Below are 26,379 nucleotides of genomic sequence, written 5' to 3'. Positions count from 1 at the left end.
GCGGCGGCGCACTCTAAAGGAGGAGCAGACCGATGTCGCAACCCTTACTGAAAGTGACCGACCTGGCCAAAAGTTTTTCCGGCGTCTGGGCGCTGAGCAGCGCTCAGCTGACCGTCGGCGCGGGGGAGATCCATGCCCTGCTGGGGGAAAACGGAGCGGGAAAATCCACGCTGCTGAAGGCGCTCGCGGGCGCGCAGCCGCAAACCCGGGGGGATATCTGGTTTAACGGCGAAATGCTGCCGGTGGATGATTCCCCCGTTGAGCGGCAAAACAAGGGCATTATCACCATCTATCAGGAATTTAACCTGCTGCCCAATATGACCGTCGCGGAAAACATGTTTCTCGGGCGCGAACCGCGCAAACGTAACCTGATCGTCGACGAAAAAGCGGTTAACCAGGAGGCGCAGGTCATTCTCGATTACCTGCAGCTGAACGTTGCGCCAACCACGCCGGTGGCCCGCCTGAGCGTCGCCCAGCAGCAGATGGTGGAGATTGCCCGGGCGCTGACCCTCAACGCCAGGCTGATTATCATGGATGAACCTTCTGCCGCGCTGAGCGACAGCGAGGTGGAAAGCCTGCACCGCGTGGTGCGTGAGCTGAAAAACCGCGGGGTGAGCATTATTTACGTTACCCACCGTCTGCATGAAGTTTTCCAGCTCTGCGACCGCTTCACCGTTTTCCAGGACGGCCGTTTCACCGGTACCGGTGCGGTGGCGGAAACCAACGTTGAGCAGCTGATCCGCCTGATGGTCGGGCGCGACGTGGCCTTTAATCGTCGTCCGGCCAGCGAAACGCATCATGAAGACAAACCCGTCCGCCTGGCGGTGAAGGGGCTGAGCCGCGAGAAGCCGCCGCTCGATCCCCACGGCATTGCCCTGCACGACATCAGCTTCCACGTCCACGCCGGGGAAGTGTTAGGGATTGCTGGCCTGGTGGGCGCGGGGCGTACCGAAGTGGCGCGCTGTCTGTTCGGCGCAGATGCCTTTACCTCCGGCAGCTTTGAGCTGGACGGCGTGCCGTACCAGCCGCGCGACCCGCTCTACGCCCTCGATCAGGGCGTGGCGCTGGTACCGGAAGACCGTAAAAAAGAGGGGGCGGTGCTGGGGCTGTCGATTCGCGACAACCTGTCGCTCTCCTGCCTCTCCTCGCTGCTGCAGTGGCGCTGGTTCGTGAATACCCGCAAAGAGGACGACCTGATTGAGTCCTACCGCCAGGCGCTGCAGATCAAAATGGTCAACAGCGCGCAGGAGGTGCGCAAGCTCTCCGGCGGTAACCAGCAAAAGGTGATCCTCGCGCGCTGCATGGCGCTCAATCCCCGGGTGCTGATTGTCGATGAGCCGACGCGCGGTATCGACGTGGGCACCAAATCGGAAGTGCACCAGGTGCTGTTTGAGATGGCGAAAAAGGGCGTGGCGGTGATCGTGATCTCCTCCGATCTGCCTGAAGTGATGGCGGTATCTGACCGGATCATCACCCTCAGTGAAGGGCGGGTGACCGGCGAGATCCACGGTGACGACGCTAACGAAGAACGGCTGATGACGATGATGGCCATCAACCACAACGCCCTGAACGCGGCATAACGGAGTTTCTCATGACGCAGATGATTTCTAAAACGCAGGCCCCGGTCAAACGCGCCGGACGCATCGATCCCATCGCCTTCTTCGAGCGATTCGGAGTGCTGATTTTCATGATCCTGCTGCTGATCTTCTTCCAGTCGCAGAACAGCAACTTTTTCTCTGAACGCAATATTTTCAACATTTTAACCGAAGTCTCCATCTACGGGATCATGGCCGTGGGGATGACTTTCGTCATCCTGACCGCCGGGATCGACCTTTCCGTCGGCTCCATTCTGGCGGTGTGCGCCATGACTGCGGCGTACGTGATCAAGGGCGACAACTTCACCACCGTCGACCCGAACGCCTGGGGTGGCATGAGCTGGCTGATTGGGCTGGGGATTTGTCTGGCGATGGGCACGGCAATTGGCTTCCTGCATGGTCTGGGCGTCACCCGCCTGCGCCTGCCGCCGTTTATTGTCACCCTCGGCGGGATGACCATCTGGCGTGGCCTGACGCTGGTGATTAACGACGGCGCGCCGATTGCCGGTTTCGACCCGGGTTACCGCTGGTGGGGGCGCGGGGAGTTGCTCGGCATCTCCATTCCCATCTGGATATTCGCCCTCGTCGCCCTCGGGGGGTATCTGGCGCTGCATAAAACCCGCTGGGGCCGTTTCGTCTACGCCATTGGCGGAAACCCGGAGGCGGCACGCCTGGCGGGGGTGAACGTCAAGCGCGTGCTGGTCAGCGTCTACGTGCTGATTGGCTGTCTGGCGGGGCTGGCGGGCTTCATTCTGAGCGCGCGTCTGGGAAGCGCCGAGGCGGTAGCCGGGATCTCCTTTGAGCTGCGCGTCATCGCCTCGGTGGTGATCGGCGGTACCTCGCTGATGGGCGGTTACGGGCGTATTGGCGGCACCATTATCGGCTCCATCATCATGGGCATTCTGATTAACGGCCTGGTGCTGATGAACGTCTCAGCCTACTACCAGCAAATTATCACCGGATTAATTATCGTTCTGGCGGTGGCGTTTGACACCTACGCCAAGAGCCGTCGCGGCGCACTGTGAGGATCATGATGAAAGAGGTTCGTATTGGATTGATTGGCACCGGGTATATCGGCAAGGCGCACGCCATCGCCTATGCCCAGGCCCCGACGGTGTTCAACCTGCGCGGCAGGCTGGTGCGCGAGATGGTGGCGGAAGTTACGCCGGAACTGGCGGCAGCGCGGGCGCAGGCGTTTGGCTTCAACCGCTCCACCGGGAACTGGCGGGCGCTGGTGGCCGACCCGGCCATTGACGTGGTGGATATTTGCTCTCCCAACCATCTGCATAAAGAGATGGCGCTGGAGGCGATCCGTCACGGCAAACACGTTTACTCCGAAAAGCCGCTGGCGCTCAACGCCCATGACGCGCGTGAAATGGTCGACGCCGCAAAGCGGGCAGGGGTGAAAACGCTGGTGGGGTTCAACTACATGAAAAACCCGACCGCGCAGCTGGCGAAGGAGATTATTGCGCGCGGCGAGATTGGCGAGGTGATCCACTTCTACGGCACTCACAACGAAGATTATATGGCCGACCCGCTCTCGCCCATTCACTGGCACTGCTTCAAAGAGACCGCAGGCCTGGGGGCGCTGGGTGACCTCGCGGCGCATATCGTCAATATGGCCCAGTACCTGGTGGGAGATATCGAGCAGGTCTGCGGCGACCTGAAGATCGTGGTCCCGGCACGTCCGGCGAAGGCGGGTTCGGCAGAAATGATTGCCGTCGAAAACGAGGATCAGGCCCACGCGATGGTGCGTTTTGCGGGCGGGGCGCAGGGCGTCATTGAAACCTCCCGCGTCGCCTGCGGCCGCAAGATGGGGCTGTCGTATGTCATCACCGGGACGAAAGGTGCCATCAGTTTCACTCAGGAGCGCATGGCCGAGCTGAAGCTCTATCTGCATGACGACCCGGTGAACCGTCAGGGGTTCCGCACGCTGCTCGTCGGCCCGGCTCACCCGGACTACGGTGCGTTCTGCATGGGTGCAGGCCATGGGATTGGCTTTAACGATCAAAAAACGGTGGAGGTGCGTGACCTGGTGGACGGGATTGCCGCCGACGCGCCGATGTGGCCGGACTTCGAAGAGGGCTGGAAGGTGTCTCGCGTGCTGGACGCGATAGCACTCTCACACCTGGAAGGCCGCTGGCTGAACGTGAACGACATTGTCTGAAGAGGGTTCAACGTGGAAAAGCAGTTTGATGTGATATGCATGGGCCGCGTGGCGGTAGACCTCTACAGTCAGCAAATTGGCGCCCGTCTGGAAGATGTGTCGAGCTTCGCCAAATATCTTGGCGGGTCGTCCGGCAACGTGGCGTACGGCACCGCGCGACAGGGGTTACGCTCGTCGATGCTGGCGCGCGTCGGCGATGAACATATGGGCCGCTTCCTGCGGGAAGAGTTAAACCAGGTGGGCTGCGATACCAGCCATCTGATTACCGACAAAGAACGCCTCACGGCGCTGGTGCTGCTCGGCATTAAAGACCGGGACACTTTTCCTCTGATTTTTTATCGCGATAACTGCGCGGATATGGCGATTACCGCCAGCGATGTGGACGAAAGTTACATTGCCTCCGCACGGTGTCTTGCCATCACCGGGACTCACCTTTCTCATCCCCAGACCCGCGAGGCGGTGCTGACGGCGCTGGGCTATGCCCGCCGCCACGGCGTGCGCACGGTGCTGGATATCGACTACCGTCCGGTGCTGTGGGGGCTGACCTCCTTAGGTGACGGGGAAACGCGCTTTATCGCCGCCGATAAGGTCACCCGCGAGCTGCAGGAGGTGCTGCACCTCTTCGACGTGATTGTCGGTACCGAGGAGGAGTTCCACATTGCGGGCGGCAGCACCGATACCCTGCAGGCGCTGGGGCAGGTGCGTGGCGTGAGTCAGGCTACGCTGGTCTGCAAACGCGGCGCGCTGGGCTGTTCGGTCTATACCGATGCCATTCCGCCTCGTCTGGACGACGGCCTGACGGTGACCGGCGTGCGCGTCGAGGTGCTGAATGTCCTCGGCGCAGGGGACGCGTTTATGTCCGGCCTGCTGCGCGGTTACCTGAACGACGAAGGCTGGGAGCAGGCGTGCCGCTATGCCAATGCCTGCGGTGCGCTGGTGGTCTCTCGCCACGGCTGCGCTCCGGCGATGCCGAGCAAAACAGAGCTGGATGATTATCTTTCTCGCGCCGCACGTGTTCCGCGCCCGGATCTTGACCCGCGTCTTAACCATCTCCACCGGGTGACGACCCGCCGTCGCGAATGGCCGGAGCTGTGCGTGATGGCTTTCGACCATCGCAGCCAGCTGGAAGAGATGGCGCTGCAGTGCGGTGCGTCGATCGGGCGCATTCCGGCACTGAAGCAACTGATCCTCCAGGCCAGCCGCGAGGCGGCAAACCGCGCCGGGCTGGAGGGTAAAGCCGGTCTGCTGTGCGACGGCACCTTTGGTCAGGATGCGCTAAACGCTATCACCGGAGAAGGGTGGTGGATTGGTCGTCCCATCGAGCTGCCGGGCTCCCGGCCGCTGGAGATGGAGCACGGTAACATCGGCACCCAGCTCATCAGCTGGCCGCAGGAGCACGTGGTGAAATGTCTGGTCTTTTTCCATCCGGAAGATGCCCACGGCCTGCGCCTTGAGCAGGAGCAGAAAATCGCCGAGGTGTACCACGCCTGCTGCCAGTCCGGGCATGAACTGCTGCTGGAGGTGATATTGCCCGCCAGCATGCCGCGCAGCGACGCGCTCTACCTGCGCGCCATCTCCCGTTTCTACAACCTGGGGATTTACCCTGACTGGTGGAAACTGCCGCCGCTCTCAGCCAGCGGCTGGACGGCACTGAACGAGATTATCGAACGTCGGGACCCGCACTGCCGCGGGGTGGTGATCCTCGGTCTGGATGCCCCGGCAGAGCAGCTGCGTGCCGACTTCAAAGCCGCCGCAGGGCAGACGCTGGTTAAAGGCTTCGCCGTGGGGCGCACGCTGTTTGGCGACGCCTCCCGCGCGTGGCTGAAACACGATATTGACGATGCGCAGCTGGTGGCACGCATCCGGGACAACTACCTGCAGCTTATCGCCTGGTGGCGCGAGCGCGGACACGCATAATGGAGACGACAATGAGTGTACAACTGGGCATTAACCCGCTGACGTGGACGAACGACGATCTGCCTTCCCTCGGCGCGGAGACGTCGCTGGAGACCTGCCTGAGCGAAGGCAAAGAGGCCGGTTTTGCCGGTTTCGAACTGGGCAATAAATTCCCGCGCGAGGCGCGCCTGCTCGGCCCGATTTTACAGCGCCACGACCTGCAGCTGGTCTCCGGCTGGTACTCTGGCCGCCTGCTGGAGCGCAGCGTGGAGGAGGAGATCGCCGCCGTGCAGCCCCACCTGATGCTGCTGCGCGAGCTGGGGGCGAAGGTGCTGGTCTTTGCGGAAGTGAGCGGCTGTATTCACGGCGAGCAGCAGACCCCGGTGCATCTGCGCCCGCGCTTCCCGCAGGAACGCTGGAAGGAGTACGGGGAGAAGCTCAGCGAATTTGCCCGCTATACGCAGCAGCAGGGGGTGCAGATTGCCTACCATCACCATATGGGCACGGTGATTGAGTCCGCCGACGACGTGGACAACCTGATGACCCACACCGGTGAGGAAGTGGGGTTACTGCTGGATACCGGCCATCTGACCTTTGCCGGAGCCGACCCGCTGGCGGTGGCGCAGCGATGGGCGTCGCGCATCAACCACGTTCACTGCAAAGACGTGCGTGCCGACGTGCTGGCGGACGTTAAAAACCGTAAAACCAGCTTCCTCGATGCGGTGCTAAGCGGCGTATTTACCGTACCGGGTGACGGCTGCGTCGATTACCCGCCGATCATGCGGCTGCTGAAAGCGCAGGATTATCACGGCTGGCTGGTGGTCGAGGCGGAGCAGGATCCGGCGGTAGCCCATCCGCTGACCTATGCCCGTCTGGGGTATAACAACCTGAGCCGCCTGGCGCACGACGCCGGGCTTATCTGAGGAGGTGACATGTCACGTCTGTTATCACGCTGGCAACAGCCGAATGCTGAGGGGCGCACCCAGTCCGTTACGCCGGAAAGTGCGGGTTGGGGATATGTCGGTTTTGAGGCATATGAATTGCAGGAGGGGCAGGTGCTGACGCTGCCCGCCATCAACGAAGAGCGCTGCCTGGTGCTGGTCGCCGGACGCGCCTCCATCAGAACGCCCTCCGCGCAGTTTAACGATATTGGCGAGCGGATGAGCCCGTTTGAGCGCATTAAGCCGTGGGCGGTGTACGTCACCCCGCAGGAGACGGTGCAGGTGACGGCGCTGACGACGCTGGAGCTGGCCGTCTGTGCTGCGCCGGGCAAAGGCACATACCCGACGCGGCTGATTGCGCCGCAGGACATCGACGGCGAGGCGCGCGGCAAGGGGCAAAACCAGCGCTATGTGCATAACATTCTGCCGGAAGGTAAATCTGCCGACAGCCTGCTGGTAGTGGAGGTCTGGACCAACGAAGGGTGTACCAGTTCCTACCCGAGCCACAAGCACGACACGGATAACCCGCCGCAGGAGACGTACCTGGAGGAGACCTACTACCATCGTCTTAATCCGCAGCAGGGGTTTTGCATGCAGCGCGTCTACACCGACGACAGAACGCTGGACGAGTGCATTGCGGTCTACGACCGTGATGTGGTCATGGTGCCGAAGGGATATCACCCGGTGGCGACGATGGCCGGGTACGACAGCTATTATCTCAACGTGATGGCCGGCCCGGTACGCAAATGGATGTTTACCTGGGAAAAAGACCACGCGTGGATTAATCAGGATTATCCCGCCACAGGCAAGCACTGAAGCGGGTTTTTTGCCGGGTGGCGCTGCGCTTACCCGGCCTGTGAAACGCTTACCTTGCTTCTAACGCCTGCTCAATCGTTCGGGCGATGGCCTCTGGCTGGCTCACCATCGACACGTGACTCGCCGCGACCCCGGTGGTTTTCGCGTGGATCGTCTTCGCCATCGCGCGCTCAAGCGCGGGGTTAATCATCCTGTCATTCTCACTCACCACATACCAGCTCGGCTTATTGTGCCACGCGGCGTGAGTGACCTTTTCGCCAAATGCATCGGCTTTAATTGGCCCCTGCGTGGCGGCGATGGTCAGTTGTTCAGCCGGTTTCACATCCGGTGCGAAATCCTTCCTGACGGCTTCGGTCGGCAGGTATAAGTCGCCGTCAGCCGTTTTAGCGATGCCTGCACTTCCGGGCGGGGCCGGGAAGGTATTCGCCAGCTCTGCCGTCGACTGGCCGGAATCCGGCGCGAACGCCGCCACGTAAACCAGCGATTTAACCCGTGCATCGTTGCCCGCTTCGCTAATCACGGTGCCACCCCAGGAATGACCGACCAGCACGACGTCCCCCTTAGCACGGGCGATGGCGCGCTGGGTGGCCGCAACGTCATCTTTTAGCGACGTAAGCGGGAGCTGAACGGCGATGACCTCGGTATGGTGTTTTTGCAGCCGGGTAATCACCTTATTCCAGCTGCTGCCGTCGGCAAACGCGCCATGTACCAGCACGACGCTGGTTTTATTCTCCGCAAAAGCGCTGGCCGAAAGCGCCAGCAGGCCTGCTGTCAGTACAGACAGTGCTTTCATCTTCAGACTCCTTAAAAATGGTGGATCGCCGCGTGGGGCGGCACGGTGAATTCGATGGTTTTGTGATCGAGGGGCTTATGCGTCGGATCGGCCAGAATAATCGTCACCTTGTGCTTACCGGCGGGCAGACCCACCAGAATCACCGGCTCTCCGCTGGCGTCAGCCCAGTGCCACGGCGCGTCATCTACCACGACGTGGATGTGGCCGATGCGAGGTGTGACTTTCAGCGCGTCGGGCCCAAATACAGGTTCAATGCGCAGGTTTTCGGCCCGGTACTGAATAAACACCGCGCCTTTGCTCAGCGGCCCGGCAAGCGGTGGATCGACTATCAGCTTTGCGGGCGGCTGTGGCTGTGCCAACGGCGCAACGGCGGCTGGGCCATTAACATCGGCGGCGCTGAGGTTGCCCAGCGGTGTGGCCTGGACATGCGCTACAGATGCCAGGGCGAGTACGGGTAAAAGTACATATCGACGAATCATCGGTCTCTCTCCTCCGGTTATGAATGACGACAGGGAAAGAAAACCATTTTTATGTATCGGTGATATTTGCCTGAGGCGGTGTTTTGTACCCGTTTGTCTGCGTGGTGCGCTGGATACAGTGCGTTACAGTTTGCCTGCCGGGACGGCGCACAATCGCTATCGCCAGCCCGGCAATCACCAGCGTCAGCCCCGTTGATACCCACATTGTTCCGGCGATCCCCAGCGTTTTGTTTAACCATGCACAGGCAAACGGTGAAGCCGCTGCTGTGAGCTGGCCAGGAATAAGCAGCATACCGGTGCGGCGGGCATAGCTCTCCACGCTAAACAGTTCCAGCGGCAGGTTCGCTTTGACTATCGTCATTAGCCCGTTGATGGCACCAAAACCCAGCACAAACCCGGCGGCACACCAGGCAAACCGGGTGCTGCTTAGCCCAATCAGAAAGCAGAGCGGCATGGCAAGGGCGGTGAAAAGGGTCAGTTTGAACGGCGTTAAGCGGGCACCCGCCAGCACCTCCAGCGAGCGAGCCCCCGTCTGACCTATCCCCCACAGGATGCCGATCGTGACCGGCAGGCCGAAGCTGGCGATAAACTCTGGCAGATGGGTAGACGTACCGCTGGAGACAAAGGTGAAAAGGGCGATGAAGGCTGCATAAAGCCAGCCGTTTCGTCGTTCGTTGCGCAGAGTTGGCGCGGTGACCTTTGTCGTCACCGTTAGCCGCTGCCGGGGAAGCGAGCGGATCAGCGCCGCGCTCAGCAGGCCAAAGAGGGCATAAACCCTTAGCGCCTCTTGCCAGCTCATAAGGTGGAGCAGGCCATCACCCAGCGGCCAGAAGACGGCGGATGCCAGCCCGCCCGCCAGCGTGACGCGTGAGATTGTTCTTCGCGCCTGCTGACCGTAGAGGTTCACCAGCGCGGCGAACAGCGCATCGTACAGCGACAGGCGCATCCCGATGCCGGTGATCAGCCAGACGCAATACCAACCAAATAACGTCTGGGTATATGCCATACCCGCGCAGCCTGCGGCGATGAGCAACGTGCCACTCATCACCACCCTCTGGCCGCCAAAGCGTTCCAGCAGGTGGGCGACGAAAGGGGAGGCCGCCGCCATCACCAGCATTGCCAGCGTCAGGCCGAGGTAAATCTGTGGTGATGACCACCCCCGATCGGCTGATATCGCCAGCGCGAAGGTACCGGGCATATAAAACGAGATCCCCCAGTTGATGAGTTGATGACATCCGGCAGTGAGGGCGAGTCGACGAGGCAGGGCAGGAGTTTCCATTGTTTCATTCCGTTATGCAGTTGTCCCCAGCATAGCGAGCGAGGTATTGTGCAAACAGGTCTGCAACCTTATGCGCGGTATAAGAGAAACTTTGAATGACGACGCTTAATCTGGGCTATCTCGCGACGTTCCGGCTGGTGATCCAGCGCGGCAGTTTTTCCGCTGCGGCGGATCTGATGGGCATTTCCCAGCCCGCTGTCAGCATGCAGGTACGTCAGCTGGAGCAGTTTTTGCAAACGCGCCTGGTGGAACGTACCGGGCGAGGCATTAAGGCGACGGCCGCCGGAGAGGCCCTGCTGGCCCACGGGGAACGCATTCAGCAGGTGGTGGATGAAACCCTCCAGTCCGTGGGTGCGTTCAGACACGATGTTAGCGGGACCATTACGCTTGGCACGGGGGCGACGGCCTGTATCCATCTTTTGCCGCCGTTACTGGAGCAACTGCGCCGTGACTATCCGCTCCTGCGGGTGGGCGTGACCACGGGTAACACGCTCGACATCGTCCGGGCTATCGAAGAGAACCGTCTCGATATGGGGCTGGTGACGCTGCCGGTCAGCGGCAAAGCGCTGGACGTCATGCCGGTGATGGACGAGGAGTTTGTCTTTATTGCTTCGCAGGCGCAGCAGGACGCTTTCAGGCACTTAACCCCGGAGGTGCTCCATGCTCAGTCGCTGATCGCCTTTGAGTCAGGCAGTAGTACCCGGACGCTCATTGATGGCTGGTTTGCTGCCAGCAGATTAACGATCGCACCGGTGATGCAGCTTGGCAGCATTGAGGCGATTAAGCGTATGGTTCGCGTGGGGCTGGGCTACAGTATCGTTCCAGGAATGGCGGTAGCGCATGAGGCTGACCGTGAAGGGCTGTGCGTGATGTCGCTGACGCCCATGCTGCAGCGACAGCTGGCTATCGTAATGCGGCAGGATAAGATCCTTAGCAAAGGGATAGCAGGAATTATTCGGCTGGTGCAAAACCATCCGGCGGGCTAGCGATCAGCGGCGTCGACGTTCAGGCTGGACTGCTGCGACTGGATCTTGTCCTGATGGTGATACCAGGCGCCAATGGAAGAGTAAACGAAGCGGCCAAAGAAAAACAGAAAGCTGATGAGCAGTATGATGCGGGTCATTCGGGTGTTAAAACGGTGTCGTTTGCGCATACGCGTGGCCTGACTCACTCTCTTTTTCCTGGGCATGCCCTTTTGGGCGATGGGGATATTAAGGCACAGCGGAAAGACAGGGTCAATTCCGCAATGTGTAAATAACCGTCAGTGTTTACATTAATTATTGTTATTGAAATTGATTGTTGCATTTACCATATTGATAATATGAGGAAAATTATTTCAAAAAAAACGCATGTAAGGCTTATTTGCATAAAATAGTTTGATTTAAGTCAACGGATTCCCGGCTCTGGTATTTAAAATCCCTCCTCCACACTGTTCGCCCTGCACATCACCGGGGCGGCGTCAGGTCAGGTTGGATGCCTGTCTTTATTTTCCCTCTGGAGTAAAAGGGGTTTAACCGGGCATCTATGAACATTTTCGCTTTTCTTAAAAACAATAAAAACCGCTGGTGGGCATTGCCGCTTATTTTGCCGGTGGGGTTACTGCCCGTGCTGAGCGTGGCGAATACGTTCACGCAGCTGGGCGACGGCATTGCGGCGCTCTATTATTTACCGCTCTCTTTTTTGCTTTCGCTGATGATGTTTTTTGGTCTGGAAGCCCTGCCCGGTATTGTACTGGCGCTGTTTATTCGCTATTACCCGTCGGTCGGGCTGTTCGAAACCGTCGCCGGTGTGTTCCATTTTATCGTCCCGTTAGTGCTCAGCTGGGGCGGCTATCGGGTTTTTGCGCCCAGACGAAATATGACGGCCTATGGCGATGTGCGGCTGATGGCGCAGCGTATGTTCTGGCAGGCCTTCTGCCCTGCGACGCTGTTTCTGGTGCTGTTCCAGTTTGCGGTGTATCTCGGCATATATGAGAGTCGTCAGAGCCTGGCGGGGCTGAACCCTTTTAATATTCGCACGCTGATTAACTATCAGGCCCTGCTGGTCAGCGGGCTGACGGGCGTGCCGCTATGTTATCTGCTGATCCGCCTGATTCGCCATCCGCGTTATCTCAACAGTCTCATCTCGCAGATCCGTAGCCAGATAGACGCAAAAGTGACGCCCGCTGAGTTTCTGATTTGGGCTGTTGCGCTCGGCGGGCTGATTTCGCTGCTGCTGCTCCCGATGAATGAAAACAGTTCCATTTTCACCACCAACTATACCCTGTCGTTGCTGATGCCGGTGATGCTCTGGGGGGCGATGCGCTTTGGCTATAAGCTGATTTCGCTTATCTGGACGCCGATACTGCTGGTGTCTATCCACTATTTTTACCGCTATATCCCAATGAACCAGGGATACGACATTCAGCTGGCGATCACCTCTTCCAGTTACCTGGTCTTTTCGTTCGTGGTGATTTACATGTCGATGCTGGCGACCCGGCAGCGCGCGGTGAACAAGCGTGCCCGCAGGCTGGCGTTACTCGACCCGGTTATGCATATGCCTAACCTGCGGGCGCTGTCGCGCGATCTGGCGAAAAACCCGTGGTCGGCGCTCTGTTTAGTGCGTATTCCTGAGCTGGAGATTCTGGGGCGTAACTATGGCGTGTTGCTGCGCATTCAGTACAAACAGCGGCTGGCGCAATGGATTAATGCCAGGCTCCAGTCCAACGAAAAGGTTTATCACCTCACGGGCTGTGACCTGGCGATTCGCCTTAACGCGGAATCGCACCAGCAGCGGATTGAAACTCTGGACGAGCATATCAAACAGTTCCGCTTTCTCTGGGATGGCATACCGTTGCAGCCGCAGGTGGGCGTGAGCTACTGCTATGTACGTTCGCCCGTCAACCACCTCTATCTGGTGCTGGGCGAGCTGGGGGTAGTGGCTGACCTGTCGCTCTCCTCTAACCACCCGGAAAACCTTCAGCAACGTGGTGCCGTCCACCTGCAGCGTAGCCTGAAGGATAAAGTCGCGGTGATGAGTCGCCTGCAGCGTGCGCTGGATAACAACGAATTCACGCTGCTGGTTCAGCCCGTGCGCGGCCTGCGGGGGGACAGCTATCACGAAGTGCTGCTGCGCATGACCGATGCAAACGGGCTGTTAATCTCGCCTGAACAATTCCTGCCCGTTGCCCAGGAGTTTGGACTCTCTTCGCGGGTGGATTTGTGGGTACTGGACCACACGCTGCGCTTCCTTGCAGCGCACCGCGAGAAACTGCCCGGCCAGCGCTTTGCCATTAATCTGGCCCCTTCAACGGTGTGTCGGGTGCAGTTCCCGCTCGAGGTGAGTCGTCTGCTGACCCACTATGCCATCGAGCCGTGGCAGCTGATCTTTGAAGTGACGGAGTGCAGCACCTTCTGCAACGCGGAACAGGCGCTACACATCCTCAGGCAGTTGCAGAAAATGGGGGTACGCATTGCGATTGATGATTTCGGTACCGGTTATGCGAGCTATGCGCGGCTGAAAAGCGTGGATGCCGACATTCTCAAGATTGACGGCAGCTTCATCCGTAATATCGTCAACAACAGTCTGGACTATCAGATTGTGGCGTCTATCTGCCATCTGGCACGCATGAAGAAGATGCTGGTGGTGGCGGAGTATGTCGAGACCGAAGAGATACGTAGCGCGGTTCACGCGCTAGGCATCGATTATGTGCAGGGTTATCTGATTGGCAAGCCGGTTGCGCTTGAGTCACTGGCGGAAACTGAGGCGTCCACCACGGACGCCTGAGTCATCATGCGGCGACGTCGGCGCTCTCTTCCTTGATTTTGAGCATCCAGCCGGTGACCGCTTCCCAGTACTGCTGCTCTTTTTCCAGATCCAGCAGGACCAGCGCGTTCTGGCTGAACCAGTCGTGCGGGAAGCTCAGCGTCCAGTGGTGATCGTCGGTTGTCAGCTTCAGCGTCGGCGGCGTCGTGGTGGCCTGACGCTGGTTATTGAGCAGCACGCCCAGACGCAGCAGCTGGATGAGCGGCAGGAACTGCTTCTTCTTGAACAGCGTGAAGCGCGGCAGATCGTCGAGCTTGATGGCCTTGCGGTGATAACGCACCAGCGTCGCCATCATGGTTTGCTGCTCCTGGTTAAAGCCAGGCAGATCGCTGTTTTGCAGAATATAGGCCGAATGGCGGTGCATCCCGCTGTGATTAATGTTCAGCCCCACCTCGTGCAGCATCGCGGCCCATTTCAGCAGGGCGGCAAGCTGCGGGTGCGCGAGCTTAGGATTCTGTTCTTCCCACTGTTCGTACATCTGGACCGTTGTTTCCAGCACGCGCTTCGCCTGCTCGCGGTCGATGTTGTACTGGTTGGCCAGGCTTTGCGCGGTGCGGCTGCGAATGTCCTGATGGCGGAAGCGGCCTTCCATCTCATACAGCACGCCTTCACGCAGCGCACCGTCGGAGAGACGCAGCTCCTTAATGGCAAGCGCATCAAACACGCCGCAGAGGATAGCCAGACCCGGTACAAATACCGCCTTACGTTCGTCAGAAAGACCCGGCAGGCTTAGGGCGTCAAAACTTTTATGCTTCAGCACTTCTTCGGTCAGCAGGGTCAGGCGTTCAGGCGTGATAAACCCGTCTTTTTCACCCATCGCCAGCAGGACTTCATGCGCCGCCTTGATGGTACCCGACGCGCCCAGCGCCACGTTCCAGCCCTGAATACGGTACTGCCAGGCCAGATTTTCCAGCTTCTGGACCGCGGCCATACGCGCCCGCTGGAAGTTTTCACGGGTGATGGCGCCGCCCGGGAAATACATCTGCGCGAAGCTGACGCAGCCCATACGGCGGCTTTCCACCAGACGCGGCTCAAAGTCTTCGCCGATCACCAGTTCCGTAGAACCCCCACCAATGTCGATAACCAGCTTGCGCCCTTTTTCCGGCTGGGTGTGCTCGACACCCATGAAAATCAGACGCGCTTCCTCGTTACCGGAGATGATCTCAATCGGGTAGGGGATCACTTTTTCGGCTCGCTTGAGGAACTCCGGGGCGTTCAGCGCCTGGCGCAGCGTGTGGGTCCCCACAATGCAAACGCTGGAAGGCGAGAAGCCCTGCAGGCGCTCAGCAAACAGGGACAGGCAGTTTAAGCCGCGCTCCATCGCCTCTTCGCTCAGCATGCTGCGTTCATCAAGACCATCCGCCAGGTGTACGCGCTGCTTCAGACGACCGATGATCTGCAGCGCGCCATCCACCTCACGGGCGATGACCATGTGGAAACTGTTAGAGCCAAGATCGACCGCGGCGAATTCCTGCGGGCGTGGGGTCTTATCATTTATCGGCATAGGTTAATCGGGTTGCTCGAGTGATTTGATATAGTCGTAAATCGCCAGTTGCGACCGCACTTTGCGACGATTGCCGCGCGGTACATAGCGGTTACTGAGTTCTTTGTCGATATAGCGCGCTTTCACCGTATCGCTGAACAGGATCTCGATAATGTCGAGGATACGCTGTTTCAGGCGCGGATCCAGCAGCGGGGTCGCGACTTCAATTCGATAGTCAATATTGCGCGTCATCCAGTCTGCCGAAGAGAGATAGACCTGTTTATCACCCGCATTATCGAAAATATAGACCCGATCGTGTTCCAGGTAGCGATCAACAATGCTGATAACGCGAATATTGTCGCTGATGCCTTCCAGTTCCGGGATCAGCGAGCACATGCCGCGGATCAGCAGGTTAACCGGCACGCCGGAGCTGGACGCCGCATACAGACGGTCCACCAGACCTTTATCGACCAGGTTGTTAAGCTTCAGCGTGATGCCAGATGACAAACCTTTCTGGGCATTGGCGATCTCTTTATCGATCATATCGTACAGCAGGCGGCGCGAGTTCTGCGGCGAGACCAGCAGATAGTCAAAGCTCACCGGGCGGTACGGATTCTCGATAAAGTTAAACACACGGCGCACTTCGTTAGTGATGCGGGCGTCGGCGGTGAGCAGCGAGTAGTCGGTGTAAATCCGCGCCGTTTTCTCGTTGAAGTTCCCGGTTCCGATGTGGGCATAACGCACCACGTCTTCGCCCTCTTTACGGGAGATCAGGAACAGCTTGGCGTGAATTTTCAGCCCAGGCGCGGAGAAGATGACGTGCACACCCGCTTCCGTCAGGCGGCGCGCCCAGTGAATGTTGGCTTCTTCATCGAAACGTGCCTGCAGCTCTACTACCACGGTCACTTTTTTGCCGTTGTGCGCCGCATGGATCATCGCGTCGATGATGCGGGAATCTTTTGCCACGCGGTAGATGTTGATTTTGATCGCCAGCACGCTCGGGTCGAAAGAGGCCTGACGCAGCAGTTCAAGCACGTGTTCAAACGTGTGGTACGGATAGTAGAGCAGGACGTCACGTTCGCGAATGGCGTCAAACCCGTTGCGGAATTTATCAAACCAGAGATGGCGCAGGCGCGGCAGCGGCTTGTTCACCAGGTTGGCTTTGCCAACGTTCGGGAAGCCAATAAAGTCTTTAAAGTTGTGGTAACGGCCACCGGGTACGATGGAGTCATAGCGCGAAATGGTCAGTTTCTCGCGCAGCATCTCCACCATGGCGTCCGGCATATCGCGCTGGTAAACAAAGCGGACCGGCTCGGCCGTCAGGCGCTGTTTCAGGCTGGAGGACATCAGCTCCATCAGGCTGGCTTCCATCTCGTGGACCAGGTCGTATTCGGCGTCACGGGTCATCTTCATCGAGTAGGCGTTTAGCGCATCGTAGTCGAAGAAGCCTTTGAAGATGTCGTCCAGACAGTAACGCAGGATGTTATCCAGCAGGATCATTGGCTTGCGTCTGCGCGGGGTTTCCGGCGGCAGGTTCACAAAGCGCGGCACCTTGTCAGACGGGATCTCCAGCAGCGCGTAGCTGATGGACCCACCGCGAATAATTTCCACGGCCAGATAGGTGTAGTCATCCTTCAGGAACTGCACCAGGTCGGTTTCGCGGTTAATCAGAATCGGGGTAATGTGCTGGCGGAGATAATGTTTGAAGTAGTGGCGCAGCCAGTTTTGTTGGTTAACGGAAAGCTGACGTTCGTTAATCAGGAAGATTTGATTGCGTGCCATCTCCAGCAGCAGTTCGTTATACAGGCCGTCAAACTCCTGATCGGCTTTCAACACGCGGGACTGGATTTTACCCAGCAGATGACGCGAGTGAGAATTTAAGCCCTGTTCTTCGCTGATGATGATCCGTCTTTTCAGCTCGGCAAAGCGAACCTTGTAGAACTCATCCAGGTTGTTGGAATAAATGCCCAAAAAACGCATGCGTTCGATCAGCGGGTTACTTTTGTCGGCCGCTTCCTGGAGTACACGTTCGTTAAATGCTAACCAGCTTAGCTCTTTCTCGATATATAACTTTTCCTGACCCATTACAGCTCACACTCCAGTTCAATCACAGGACGTGGTAAATCCGTCTCGTCCTTATTATGGCGAGCATTTCCACGATATGTCCAACAGTGCCAGAAAAGTATGACAGTTATTTTTTTTATTGGGGATTTTAGAGAGTTGGGGGAGGCAATATCGGGTAAGGCAATAAGTCGGGTAAGCGTAGCGCCACCCGACATAACAAACTACTCTTCGGCCGCATAACCCTGAGGCGGAAGCTTAACGCCGTCCAGCCAGGCTGCACCGTCGCGCATTTCAAGACGCCCGTCAACAAACCAGCTGACCACCAGCGGGTAGATGGCGTGTTCCTGGGTTTGCACGCGCTCGGTCACGTCGTCTTCGTTGTCGCCATCAAAGACCGGGACTTTCGCCTGCAGGATCACCGGGCCACCGTCCAGTTCGTCGGTGACGAAATGCACAGAGGTACCGTGCTCCTCATCGCCATTTTCCAGCACCTGACGGTGGGTGTGCAGGCCGGGATATTTTGGCAGCAGGGAAGGGTGGATATTCAGCAGTCGCCCGGCGAAGTGTTCGACAAACGCCGGGCTCAGAATACGCATATAGCCCGCCAGTACGACCACGTCCGGTGCATAGGCATCAATCTCGTTAACCAGTTCGCGGTCGAAGGCTTCACGCCCGGCGAACTGGCTGGCTTCCAGCGCGTGCGCGGGAATGCTCTCTTGCCGCGCGCGCTCAAGGCCGAACGCGTCGGCCTTGTTGCTGAATACTGCCCGAATGGTGCCGTTAATTTTCTTCTGTTTGCAGGCGTCTATGATGGCCTGCAAATTACTTCCGTTGCCGGAAATGAGCACCACGATGTTTTTCATTCAATGACCACACGCTCTTCGGAATCGGAGGCTTTAATCGTACCGATTTTCCACGCGTTTTCACCTTTCTCGGTCAATAGCTTAACCGCTTTATCGGCTTCGCTTGCTGGCAGGGCGATAACCATGCCCACGCCGCAGTTAAAGGTGCGGTACATTTCGTGAGAACTCACGTTGCCTGCGGTCTGCAGCCAGTTAAAGACTGCCGGCCACTGCCATGAGGATTCGTCGATCACCGCCTGGGTGTTATCCGGCAGGACGCGCGGAATGTTTTCCCAGAAGCCGCCGCCGGTCAGGTGGGCAATGGCGTGAACGTCAACGTTCTCGATAAGCTCCAGCACGTTTTTCACGTAGATGCGGGTCGGGGCCAGCAGATGGTCAGCCAGCGGTTTACCTTCAAGCTCAGTGGTTTGTGGGTCGCAACCGCTGACTTCGAGAATTTTACGCACCAGAGAGTAGCCGTTGGAGTGTGGGCCGCTGGAAGCCAGCGCAATCAGCACATCACCATCAGCCACTTTGCTGCCGTCGATAATTTCTGATTTTTCTACTACACCGACGCAGAAGCCTGCGACGTCATAATCTTCGCCGTGATACATGCCAGGCATTTCCGCGGTTTCACCGCCCACCAGCGCGCAGCCGGACTGCAGACAGCCTTCGGCGATACCGTTAATGACGCTGGCTGCGGTATCCACATCCAGTTTGCCGGTCGCGTAGTAATCGAGGAAGAACAGGGGTTCTGCACCCTGAACCACCAGGTCATTCACGCACATCGCAACCAGATCGATACCGATCGTGTCGTGACGTTTTAAATCCATCGCCAGGCGCAGTTTGGTGCCTACGCCGTCAGTTCCCGAGACCAGAACAGGTTCACGATATTTTTGCGGCAGCGCGCACAGTGCGCCGAATCCACCCAGACCCCCCATCACTTCCGGGCGGCGGGTTTTTTTCACCACACCTTTGATTCGGTCAACCAGCGCATTACCTGCGTCAATATCAACACCGGCATCTTTGTAGCTGAGAGAAGTTTTGTTGGTCACGGCTCAAGTCCCCACGCGATTGCATAGCTAGTAAGAAAAATCGGCGCAATTCTAACAGTCCAGGCAAACGTTTGCGAGCCTATTCTCGGTGGAGGGATCTTTTTTTCTCTCTGGCCATTGCGGGGCAACAAACTTGACTCTGTTCACGAAAATGAAACCGGTTTCGGTGATCTGCTTGCAACGGATAACCCCTTTGCACATCATCGAACTGAAACCGGTTTCTGTAATTGTTTTTGCAGAAAATAACGCAGAATGAGGGAAAGCGAATGTCAGGATTTAAAGCAGATTTTCTGTGGGGTGGTGCCGTTGCGGCGCATCAGCTGGAAGGCGGCTGGAAAGAGGGCGGCAAGGGCGTAAGCGTTGCCGACGTCATGACGGCGGGTGCGCATGGCGTACCGCGTGAAATCACCAACGGCGTGCTGGAAGGGAAGAATTACCCTAACCATGAAGCCATTGATTTCTACCATCGTTATAAAGAAGACATCAGACTCTTTGCCGAGATGGGGTTCAAATGTTTCCGTACCTCCATCGCCTGGACGCGTATCTTCCCGAAAGGCGATGAGCGGGAGCCTAATGAGGCTGGCCTGAAATTCTATGACGATCTGTTCGACGAATGCCTGAAGTACGGCATCGAACCGGTTATTACGCTTTCTCACTTCGAGATGCCTTTCCACCTGGTGACGGAATACGGCGGCTGGCGCAACCGTAAGCTGATCGACTTTTTCGTTCGTTTTGCAAAAGTGGTCTTCCAGCGCTATCAGCATAAAGTGAAATACTGGATGACCTTCAATGAGATCAACAACCAGGCTAACTTCCACGAAGATTTTGCGCCGTTCACCAACTCCGGGTTGAAGTATGCGCCGGGTGAAGACCGTGAGCCGGTCATGTTCCAGGCCGCGCACTACGAGCTGGTGGCCAGCGCCCTGGCGGTGAAGGCGGGACGCGAAATTAATCCGTCGCTGCAGATCGGCTGCATGATTGCTATGTGTCCTATCTATCCGCTGACCTGCGCGCCGGACGATATGATGATGGCGATGAATGCGATGCACCGTCGCTACTGGTTTACCGACGTGCACGTCCGCGGTAAGTACCCGCAGCATCTGCTCAACTACTTTGAACGTCGCGGGTTCGCGCTGGATATTACCGATGAGGATAAAGCAGCGCTGCGCCAGGGTTGCGTTGATTATATCGGCTTCAGCTATTACATGTCCTTTGCCACCAAGGCGACGGCGGACAACCCGCAGCTTGATTACGACGAGAGCAAGAGCCTGGTCTCTAACCCGTATGTGCAGAAATCCGACTGGGGCTGGCAGATTGACCCGGTTGGGCTGCGCTACTCCCTGAACTGGTTCTGGGATCACTACCAGTTGCCGCTGTTCATTGTTGAAAACGGCTTTGGCGCGATTGACGTGCAGGAGAGTGACGGCACGGTAAACGATCGGTACCGCATTGATTACCTTTCTGCGCACATCCGCGAGATGAAAAAAGCGGTGGTGGAAGATGGCGTAGATCTGATGGGCTACACCCCGTGGGGCTGTATCGACCTTGTGTCTGCCGGCACCGGTGAAATGAAAAAACGCTACGGCTTTATCTTTGTCGATAAAGACAATGAAGGGAACGGCACGCTGAACCGCAGCAAGAAAAAGTCCTTCGACTGGTATAAGCAGGTGATTGCGAGCAACGGCGAGCAGCTATAATTGCCCGGTGGCGCTGCGCTTACCGGGCCTACGGGATTTGTAGGCCGGGTAAGCGTTAGCGCCACCCGGCAGAACCCCGCACCCAAGCCGGAGCCCAGCCTCCGGCTTTTTTGTCTTTGATTGACATATGTCAAGCAAGATGGGTATGGCGCAATCCGAAAAAAGCGGTATAATCCCGCGATTTTTTTGCGGATGCCACCTCAGAGGAGAAAGAGAATGAAGATTGTGGAAGTGAAACACCCACTCGTTAAACACAAGTTGGGCCTGATGCGTGAGCATGACATCAGCACGAAGCGTTTTCGCGAACTGGCTTCTGAAGTGGGCAGCCTGCTGACCTACGAAGCAACCTCTGATCTGGAAACGGAAAAAGTCACCATCGAAGGCTGGAACGGCCCGGTGCAGGTTGAGCAGATCAAAGGGAAGAAAATTACCGTCGTGCCTATCCTGCGTGCCGGTCTGGGTATGATGGAAGGCGTGCTAGAGCACGTACCAAGCGCGCGCATCAGCGTGGTCGGTATCTACCGTAATGAAGAGACGCTGGAGCCGGTTCCTTACTTCCAGAAGCTGGTGTCCAACATCGACGAACGTATGGCGCTGGTGGTTGACCCTATGCTGGCGACCGGCGGTTCAATGATCGCCACCATTGACCTGCTGAAAAAAGCGGGCTGCAGCAGCATTAAGGTGCTGGTACTCGTTGCGGCACCGGAAGGGATCGCGGCGCTGGAAAAAGCGCACCCGGACGTTGAGCTGTACACCGCCTCTATCGACCAGGGTCTTAACGAGCACGGATACATCATCCCGGGGCTCGGCGATGCCGGCGATAAGATCTTTGGTACGAAATAATCGAATAACGATAAAAAAGCCGACTTTGATAGTCGGCTTTTTTTTGAATAAAACACCAACAACAAAACTCAGAGGAAAACACTATGACGCGCCGTGCTATCGGGGTGAGTGAAAGACCGCCGCTTTTACAGACTATCCCGCTTAGTTTGCAGCACCTGTTCGCCATGTTTGGCGCAACCGTGCTGGTGCCAATCCTGTTTCACATTAACCCGGCTACCGTGCTGCTGTTCAACGGCATCGGTACGCTGATGTACCTCTTTATCTGTAAAGGCAAAATCCCGGCGTATCTCGGGTCGAGCTTCGCCTTTATCTCTCCGGTGCTATTGCTGCTGCCGCTGGGTTATGAAGTGGCGCTGGGCGGCTTTATCATGTGTGGCGTACTGTTCTGCCTGGTCTCCTTCATTGTGAAGAAAGCCGGTACCGGCTGGCTGGACGTGATGTTCCCCCCTGCGGCGATGGGCGCAATCGTTGCCGTCATCGGTCTCGAACTGGCGGGCGTGGCGGCGAATATGGCCGGTCTGCTGCCTGCGGACGGGCAATCGCCGGATTCTAAAACCATCATTATCTCGATGGTGACGCTGGGCGTGACGGTGTTTGGCTCCGTGCTGTTCCGCGGCTTTATGGCGATTATCCCGATCCTGATCGGCGTGCTGGCGGGCTATGCGCTCTCCTTCGTGATGGGCGTGGTGGATACCACACCGATTGCCGAGGCGCACTGGTTCGCGCTGCCAACCTTCTACACCCCGCGCTTCGAGTGGTTTGCTATCTTCACCATTCTGCCCGCCGCACTGGTCGTGATTGCGGAGCACGTCGGCCACCTGGTGGTAACGGCGAACATCGTGAAGCGTGATTTAATCCGCGACCCGGGTCTGCACCGCTCCATGTTTGCGAACGGTTTCTCCACCATCATCTCCGGTTTCTTCGGATCCACGCCAAACACCACGTACGGTGAGAACATCGGCGTGATGGCAATCACCCGCGTCTACAGCACCTGGGTTATTGGCGGCGCGGCGATTATTGCCATTCTGCTCTCCTGCGTGGGTAAGCTGGCGGCAGCGATTCAGATCATCCCGGTGCCGGTCATGGGCGGCGTCTCGCTGCTGCTGTACGGGGTAATCGGTGCCTCCGGGATTCGCGTGCTGATTGAATCGAAAGTGGATTACAGCAAAGCGCAGAACCTGATCCTCACCTCGGTCATTCTGATTATCGGCGTGAGCGGTGCGAAGGTGCACATCGGTGCGGCCGAGCTGAAAGGCATGGCGCTGGCGACCATCGTCGGCGTGGGCCTGAGCCTGATTTTCAAGCTGATCTCGGTGATCCGCCCGGAAGAGGTGGTCCTGGACGCTGACGAAAGCGAAAAAGCGCCACATTGATCCTTTAACCGGGTGGACGATCCGCCCGGTTCTCTCCTTGCAGGTTCCGTGTTAAACTCCGTTCCGATTTTACGTAAGATCTGGTTGAGGTACTTCTGAACGGACCGGCACAGCTCTCTCTGCCACTCTATCTCCCTGACGATGAAACTTTTGCGAGTTTCTGGCCGGGTGATAACCCCTCTTTACTGGCTGCACTGCAAAACGTGCTGCGCCAGGAGCACAGCGGATACATCTATATCTGGTCACGCGAAGGCGCGGGGCGCAGCCACCTGTTGCATGCCGCCTGCGCGGAGCTTTCGGCGCGCGGTGATGCGGTAGGCTATGTGCCGCTGGATAAACGTACCTGGTTCGTGCCTGACGTGCTGGAGGGAATGGAACATCTCTCCCTGGTCTGCATCGATAATATCGAATGCGTGGCGGGGGATGAGCCGTGGGAAATGGCGATCTTTAACCTCTATAACCGCATTCTGGAGTCGGGCAAAACCCGACTGCTGATCACCGGCGATCGTCCACCGCGCCAGCTCAATCTTGGGTTGCCGGATCTTGCGTCACGTCTGGACTGGGGGCAAATCTACAAGCTCCAGCCGCTGTCGGATGAAGATAAGCTTCAGGCATTACAGCTGCGCGCAAAGCAGCGTGGCTTTGAGCTGCCGGAAGACGTGGGCCGTTTCCTGCTCAAGCGCCTGGACAGGGAAATGCGCACCCTGTTCGATACGCTCGATCAGCTCGATCGCGCTTCCATTACCGCCCAGCGCAAGCTGACCATTCCGTTTGTGAAAGATATCCTTAAGCTTTGAGTGTTTTCGCCCGGTGGCGCTACGCTTACCGGGCCTACAAGTGCTCTTTGTAGTCCGGGTAAGGCGTAGCCGCCACCCGGCTAAAGATCCTCCAACAGATGCTCTACCAGAAGTGGAATCGGCCGTCCTGATGCCACGCTCCGTCCACCTTCACGCCACAGCGCCGTGCCGCTGATATCCAGATGCGCCCACGGAATGGTTGGCGGGCAGAAGTGATGCAGCAACCACGCCGCCGAGGCGCTTATCGCCGCATTGTTGGTTGGCGTGTTGCACAGATCGGCGATGGCGCTGTCGGTCTGCTTTTTCAACCGCGCATCCAGCGGCAGGGACCACACTTCGTCGCCACTCTGTTTCCCTGCCTGCGTCAGCGCACTGCGCAGCGGTTCATCCTGCGTCATTAGCCCGCTTAGCTCATACCCCAGCGCCTTCACGACTGCACCGGTTAAGGTCGCCATATCAATAATATAGCGCGTCTGCGGATGCCGCTGGCTGGCCCAGGCGATGGCATCCGCCAGCACCAGTCGACCTTCAGCATCGGTATTGTTGATTTCAACCGTGGTGCCGTTGCAGGCTGTTGCCACCGTGCCGGGCTGCATCGCATTGGGGCCGATGGCATTTTCTGCCAGTGCCAGCACGCCCATGATGCGTACGGGTAATCCCAGCTCTGCCACGGTGAGCATCAGCCCCAGCACGTTAGCCGCCCCGCACATGTCATATTTCATGGTGTACATGCCCGCACCTTCTTTCAGCCACAGACCGCCGGTATCAAAGGTGATGCCTTTTCCCACATAGCAGCGCACCGGGCCGTCGTGAGTGCCATCATAATGCATCGCCAGCAGACGTGGCGGGCAGGTGGCTCCTTTGCCGACGGCGTGCAGTAGACCCAGGCCGTGCTCAACAATCTCTTTTTCGTTGAGCACTTCGCAGCGCAGGGCGGGGAAGAGGGCGCAGAGCTTTAGTGCCTCTTCTACCACAAACTGCGGCGTACACCGGTCAGAGGGGATATCCGCCAGACGTCGTGCCGCGACCATGCCGTGCGCGATAGCCTGCTGCTGGCGGAAAACCCCCTCCAGCTTCGCCTGTTGTTCCGGCAGGCAGAGGGCGATGATATGCGCAATACGGACGTCATCGTCGGTTTTCTTTAGCTGCAAATCGCTCAGCCGGTGCGCCTGATTAAAGAGAAAACGCAGCACTTGCGCCAGCACGACGTCGTCGATATTTGTCACGTCCAGCATCACATCGGGACTCACGGGTGAGGCCAGCAGCGGGCGCAGCGCCGTGAGCAATCCTTCTGTCAGGCTATCGTGCCAGAGCGCATCGGGGAGCAGCGTGATCCGGGCAAAAGGGGCGCAGCCAAAGCGGGCGTCAGCGATGCCGCTGGACTCGCGCATTTCCGCGATAAGCGCAGTTTGCGGCAAATGCGCACAGGCGGTGCGGGCGATGAAATGGCTTTGCGGCTTTGCGTCGGAAAGTGCGGTAATGAGTTGATATGTAATCATCATGACTCCTCAATCGGGGCGCGGATCCGCGCGGCATAGGCCTGCATCCATTCATCGTCTACCGCGTGATAATGCGTTTTTTCCCGCAGACGCTCTGTGCGATAAACGGTGAGAGGCTGTCGAGCCGTCGCCACCACAAACGAAAAGGTTTTGATATTCGTCGCGGCGCCGAACTCGCCCTTGTTATTCATGCACACCACGGAGAGATCGCCCGCGCGACCGAAGCGCGACATCAGCTTATCTTCCAGCTCGAACACCACTGAATCTGCGGCCTGCTGCGGCGACATACCTTGCGCCATCCGGCGAACGATTTCGTAGCTGGTGCAGCCTTTCATCAGATCTTCACCGACGCCCGTGGCGGTAGCGGCACCGGTTTCGCTGTCGCAGTAAAAGCCGGAGCCGATAATAGGGGAATCCCCAATGCGGCCGCGTTTTTTCATAAACAGGCCGCTGGTGGAGGTGGCGACGCTCATGGAACCCTGCTTATCAAGACCGATAATGCCGACGGTATCGTGTCCGTCGTACGGGCTTAAGCCTTTATCCAGCGTCTCGCGGCAGCGCTTGCGGTAGTGCTGCATGGCGCGCTCCGTGAGCATGGTTTTGTCGGCAAAGCCCTGGCTCAGTGCCCATTCACGTGCGCCCTGGCCGACCAGCAGGCTGTTGTAGCGCTGGCGGCTCAGCGCGTGCGCCACGCGCACCGGATTGGCGATATCCACCAGATTTCCTACGGCACCGAACGCCAGCGAGTCGCCGTCCATGTACGCCGCATCCAGCTCGACTTCGCCGTTTTCGGTAGGCAGCCCGCCATAGCCGACGGATTTATACAGCGGGAAGTCTTCCACGGCAGCGACGGCATCCACCACCGCTGCTGAGACCGGTTTTCCCGCCGCCAGGGCAGATGCAGATTCCGTTACGCCTTCAAGCGCCATTCGCCAGGTTGCGATAATTCCCCACAT

General features: G+C 58.1%; 22 protein-coding genes. 12 read left to right on the top strand and 10 right to left on the bottom strand.

Going from position 1 to position 26,379, the window contains the following annotated elements:
- The first annotated feature begins 32 nt into the window (after nucleotides 1–32).
- Genes L3068_RS16615 through iolB form a run of 6 tightly spaced genes read left to right on the top strand, consistent with a single transcriptional unit; the run spans nucleotide 33 to nucleotide 7,415 of the window.
- Nucleotides 33–1,580, top strand: a complete 1,548-nt coding sequence (locus L3068_RS16615) for a sugar ABC transporter ATP-binding protein (RefSeq protein ID WP_014884793.1) — start codon at nucleotides 33–35, stop codon at nucleotides 1,578–1,580.
- An 11-nt stretch (nucleotides 1,581–1,591) separates the two neighbouring features.
- Entirely contained in the window at nucleotides 1,592–2,620 is a 1,029-nt protein-coding gene (locus L3068_RS16610; RefSeq protein ID WP_014884792.1) for an ABC transporter permease, read from the top strand.
- Between the two features lie 8 nt (nucleotides 2,621–2,628).
- Nucleotides 2,629–3,762, top strand: a complete 1,134-nt coding sequence (locus L3068_RS16605; RefSeq protein WP_117580736.1) for a Gfo/Idh/MocA family protein — start codon at nucleotides 2,629–2,631, stop codon at nucleotides 3,760–3,762.
- A 12-nt stretch (nucleotides 3,763–3,774) separates the two neighbouring features.
- Nucleotides 3,775–5,679 carry a bifunctional 5-dehydro-2-deoxygluconokinase/5-dehydro-2-deoxyphosphogluconate aldolase gene (locus L3068_RS16600; RefSeq protein ID WP_023337601.1) on the top strand — a complete coding sequence of 635 codons (1,905 nt, stop codon included), beginning with the start codon at nucleotides 3,775–3,777 and terminating at the stop codon, nucleotides 5,677–5,679.
- Nucleotides 5,680–5,690: 11 nt separating this feature from the next.
- Nucleotides 5,691–6,581 (top strand): myo-inosose-2 dehydratase, encoded by an 891-nt coding sequence (gene iolE / locus L3068_RS16595; RefSeq protein ID WP_023337600.1) that lies wholly within the window; start codon nucleotides 5,691–5,693, stop codon nucleotides 6,579–6,581.
- Nucleotides 6,582–6,590: 9 nt separating this feature from the next.
- Nucleotides 6,591–7,415, top strand: a complete 825-nt coding sequence (iolB, locus tag L3068_RS16590; RefSeq protein WP_023337599.1) for a 5-deoxy-glucuronate isomerase — start codon at nucleotides 6,591–6,593, stop codon at nucleotides 7,413–7,415.
- A 49-nt stretch (nucleotides 7,416–7,464) separates the two neighbouring features.
- Here the strand turns inward: iolB and L3068_RS16585 are convergent, their stop codons facing one another.
- The 3 genes from L3068_RS16585 to L3068_RS16575 are packed head-to-tail and all read right to left on the bottom strand — an operon-like array spanning nucleotide 7,465 to nucleotide 9,966.
- Nucleotides 7,465–8,208: an alpha/beta fold hydrolase gene (locus L3068_RS16585; RefSeq protein WP_023337598.1), complete on the bottom strand. Its 744-nt coding sequence runs from the start codon at nucleotides 8,206–8,208 to the stop codon at nucleotides 7,465–7,467.
- A gap of 11 nt (nucleotides 8,209–8,219) precedes the next feature.
- The gene (locus tag L3068_RS16580; RefSeq protein ID WP_014884786.1) at nucleotides 8,220–8,687 is read right to left on the bottom strand and encodes a DUF6130 family protein; all 468 of its coding nucleotides are present in this window, start codon (nucleotides 8,685–8,687) and stop codon (nucleotides 8,220–8,222) included.
- 49 nt (nucleotides 8,688–8,736) lie between these two features.
- Nucleotides 8,737–9,966 carry an MFS transporter gene (locus L3068_RS16575; protein ID WP_023337597.1) on the bottom strand — a complete coding sequence of 410 codons (1,230 nt, stop codon included), beginning with the start codon at nucleotides 9,964–9,966 and terminating at the stop codon, nucleotides 8,737–8,739.
- A 95-nt stretch (nucleotides 9,967–10,061) separates the two neighbouring features.
- On the opposite strand from L3068_RS16575, the gene L3068_RS16570 reads away from it, so the two are divergent.
- Nucleotides 10,062–10,952: a LysR family transcriptional regulator gene (locus L3068_RS16570; protein WP_023337596.1), complete on the top strand. Its 891-nt coding sequence runs from the start codon at nucleotides 10,062–10,064 to the stop codon at nucleotides 10,950–10,952.
- On the opposite strand, the gene L3068_RS16565 is transcribed toward L3068_RS16570, so the two are convergent.
- A complete protein-coding gene (locus L3068_RS16565; protein WP_028014036.1) occupies nucleotides 10,949–11,137 on the bottom strand; it encodes a YfgG family protein in 189 nt (62 codons plus the stop codon). The genes L3068_RS16570 and L3068_RS16565 overlap by 4 nt on opposite strands.
- A gap of 353 nt (nucleotides 11,138–11,490) precedes the next feature.
- Here L3068_RS16565 and L3068_RS16560 point away from each other — a divergent pair, with 353 nt between their 5' ends.
- Entirely contained in the window at nucleotides 11,491–13,731 is a 2,241-nt protein-coding gene (locus L3068_RS16560) for an EAL domain-containing protein (RefSeq protein WP_023337594.1), read from the top strand.
- A 4-nt stretch (nucleotides 13,732–13,735) separates the two neighbouring features.
- Here the strand turns inward: L3068_RS16560 and ppx are convergent, their stop codons facing one another.
- The 4 genes from ppx to purM form a co-directional block, all read right to left on the bottom strand.
- Nucleotides 13,736–15,274: an exopolyphosphatase gene (ppx, locus tag L3068_RS16555; protein ID WP_014884781.1), complete on the bottom strand. Its 1,539-nt coding sequence runs from the start codon at nucleotides 15,272–15,274 to the stop codon at nucleotides 13,736–13,738.
- A gap of 3 nt (nucleotides 15,275–15,277) precedes the next feature.
- Nucleotides 15,278–17,338, bottom strand: a complete 2,061-nt coding sequence (gene ppk1, locus L3068_RS16550) for a polyphosphate kinase 1 (RefSeq protein WP_117580738.1) — start codon at nucleotides 17,336–17,338, stop codon at nucleotides 15,278–15,280.
- 200 nt (nucleotides 17,339–17,538) lie between these two features.
- A complete protein-coding gene (gene purN, locus L3068_RS16545) occupies nucleotides 17,539–18,180 on the bottom strand; it encodes a phosphoribosylglycinamide formyltransferase (protein WP_014884779.1) in 642 nt (213 codons plus the stop codon).
- Nucleotides 18,177–19,214 (bottom strand): phosphoribosylformylglycinamidine cyclo-ligase, encoded by a 1,038-nt coding sequence (gene purM, locus L3068_RS16540; protein WP_023331057.1) that lies wholly within the window; start codon nucleotides 19,212–19,214, stop codon nucleotides 18,177–18,179. The genes purN and purM overlap by 4 nt, the downstream gene beginning before the upstream one ends.
- A gap of 266 nt (nucleotides 19,215–19,480) precedes the next feature.
- Between purM and L3068_RS16535 the strand changes: the two genes are divergently transcribed.
- From L3068_RS16535 to L3068_RS16520, 4 genes are all read left to right on the top strand, one after another.
- Complete coding sequence (locus L3068_RS16535) at nucleotides 19,481–20,911, top strand: 6-phospho-beta-glucosidase (protein WP_014884777.1); 1,431 nt, start codon at nucleotides 19,481–19,483, stop codon at nucleotides 20,909–20,911.
- 216 nt (nucleotides 20,912–21,127) lie between these two features.
- Nucleotides 21,128–21,754 (top strand): uracil phosphoribosyltransferase, encoded by a 627-nt coding sequence (upp, locus tag L3068_RS16530; protein WP_008501641.1) that lies wholly within the window; start codon nucleotides 21,128–21,130, stop codon nucleotides 21,752–21,754.
- 83 nt (nucleotides 21,755–21,837) lie between these two features.
- A complete protein-coding gene (gene uraA, locus L3068_RS16525) occupies nucleotides 21,838–23,127 on the top strand; it encodes a uracil permease (protein ID WP_023337593.1) in 1,290 nt (429 codons plus the stop codon).
- A 95-nt stretch (nucleotides 23,128–23,222) separates the two neighbouring features.
- Nucleotides 23,223–23,924, top strand: a complete 702-nt coding sequence (locus L3068_RS16520; RefSeq protein WP_213014348.1) for a DnaA inactivator Hda — start codon at nucleotides 23,223–23,225, stop codon at nucleotides 23,922–23,924.
- Between the two features lie 80 nt (nucleotides 23,925–24,004).
- Here L3068_RS16520 and L3068_RS16515 read toward each other — a convergent pair whose 3' ends face one another.
- Nucleotides 24,005–25,423 carry a leucyl aminopeptidase family protein gene (locus L3068_RS16515; protein WP_023337592.1) on the bottom strand — a complete coding sequence of 473 codons (1,419 nt, stop codon included), beginning with the start codon at nucleotides 25,421–25,423 and terminating at the stop codon, nucleotides 24,005–24,007.
- Nucleotides 25,423–26,379, bottom strand: coding sequence for a glycosylasparaginase (locus L3068_RS16510; RefSeq protein ID WP_023337591.1), 957 nt, complete (start codon nucleotides 26,377–26,379; stop codon nucleotides 25,423–25,425). Before L3068_RS16510 ends, L3068_RS16515 begins: the two co-directional genes overlap by 1 nt.

It is taken from the genome of Enterobacter cloacae complex sp. ECL414 (assembly GCF_021869685.1).
Classification (GTDB): domain Bacteria; phylum Pseudomonadota; class Gammaproteobacteria; order Enterobacterales; family Enterobacteriaceae; genus Enterobacter; species Enterobacter kobei.
Note: the sequence above shows the minus strand (reverse complement) of the source record. Positions and strands in the feature narration are given on the sequence as shown.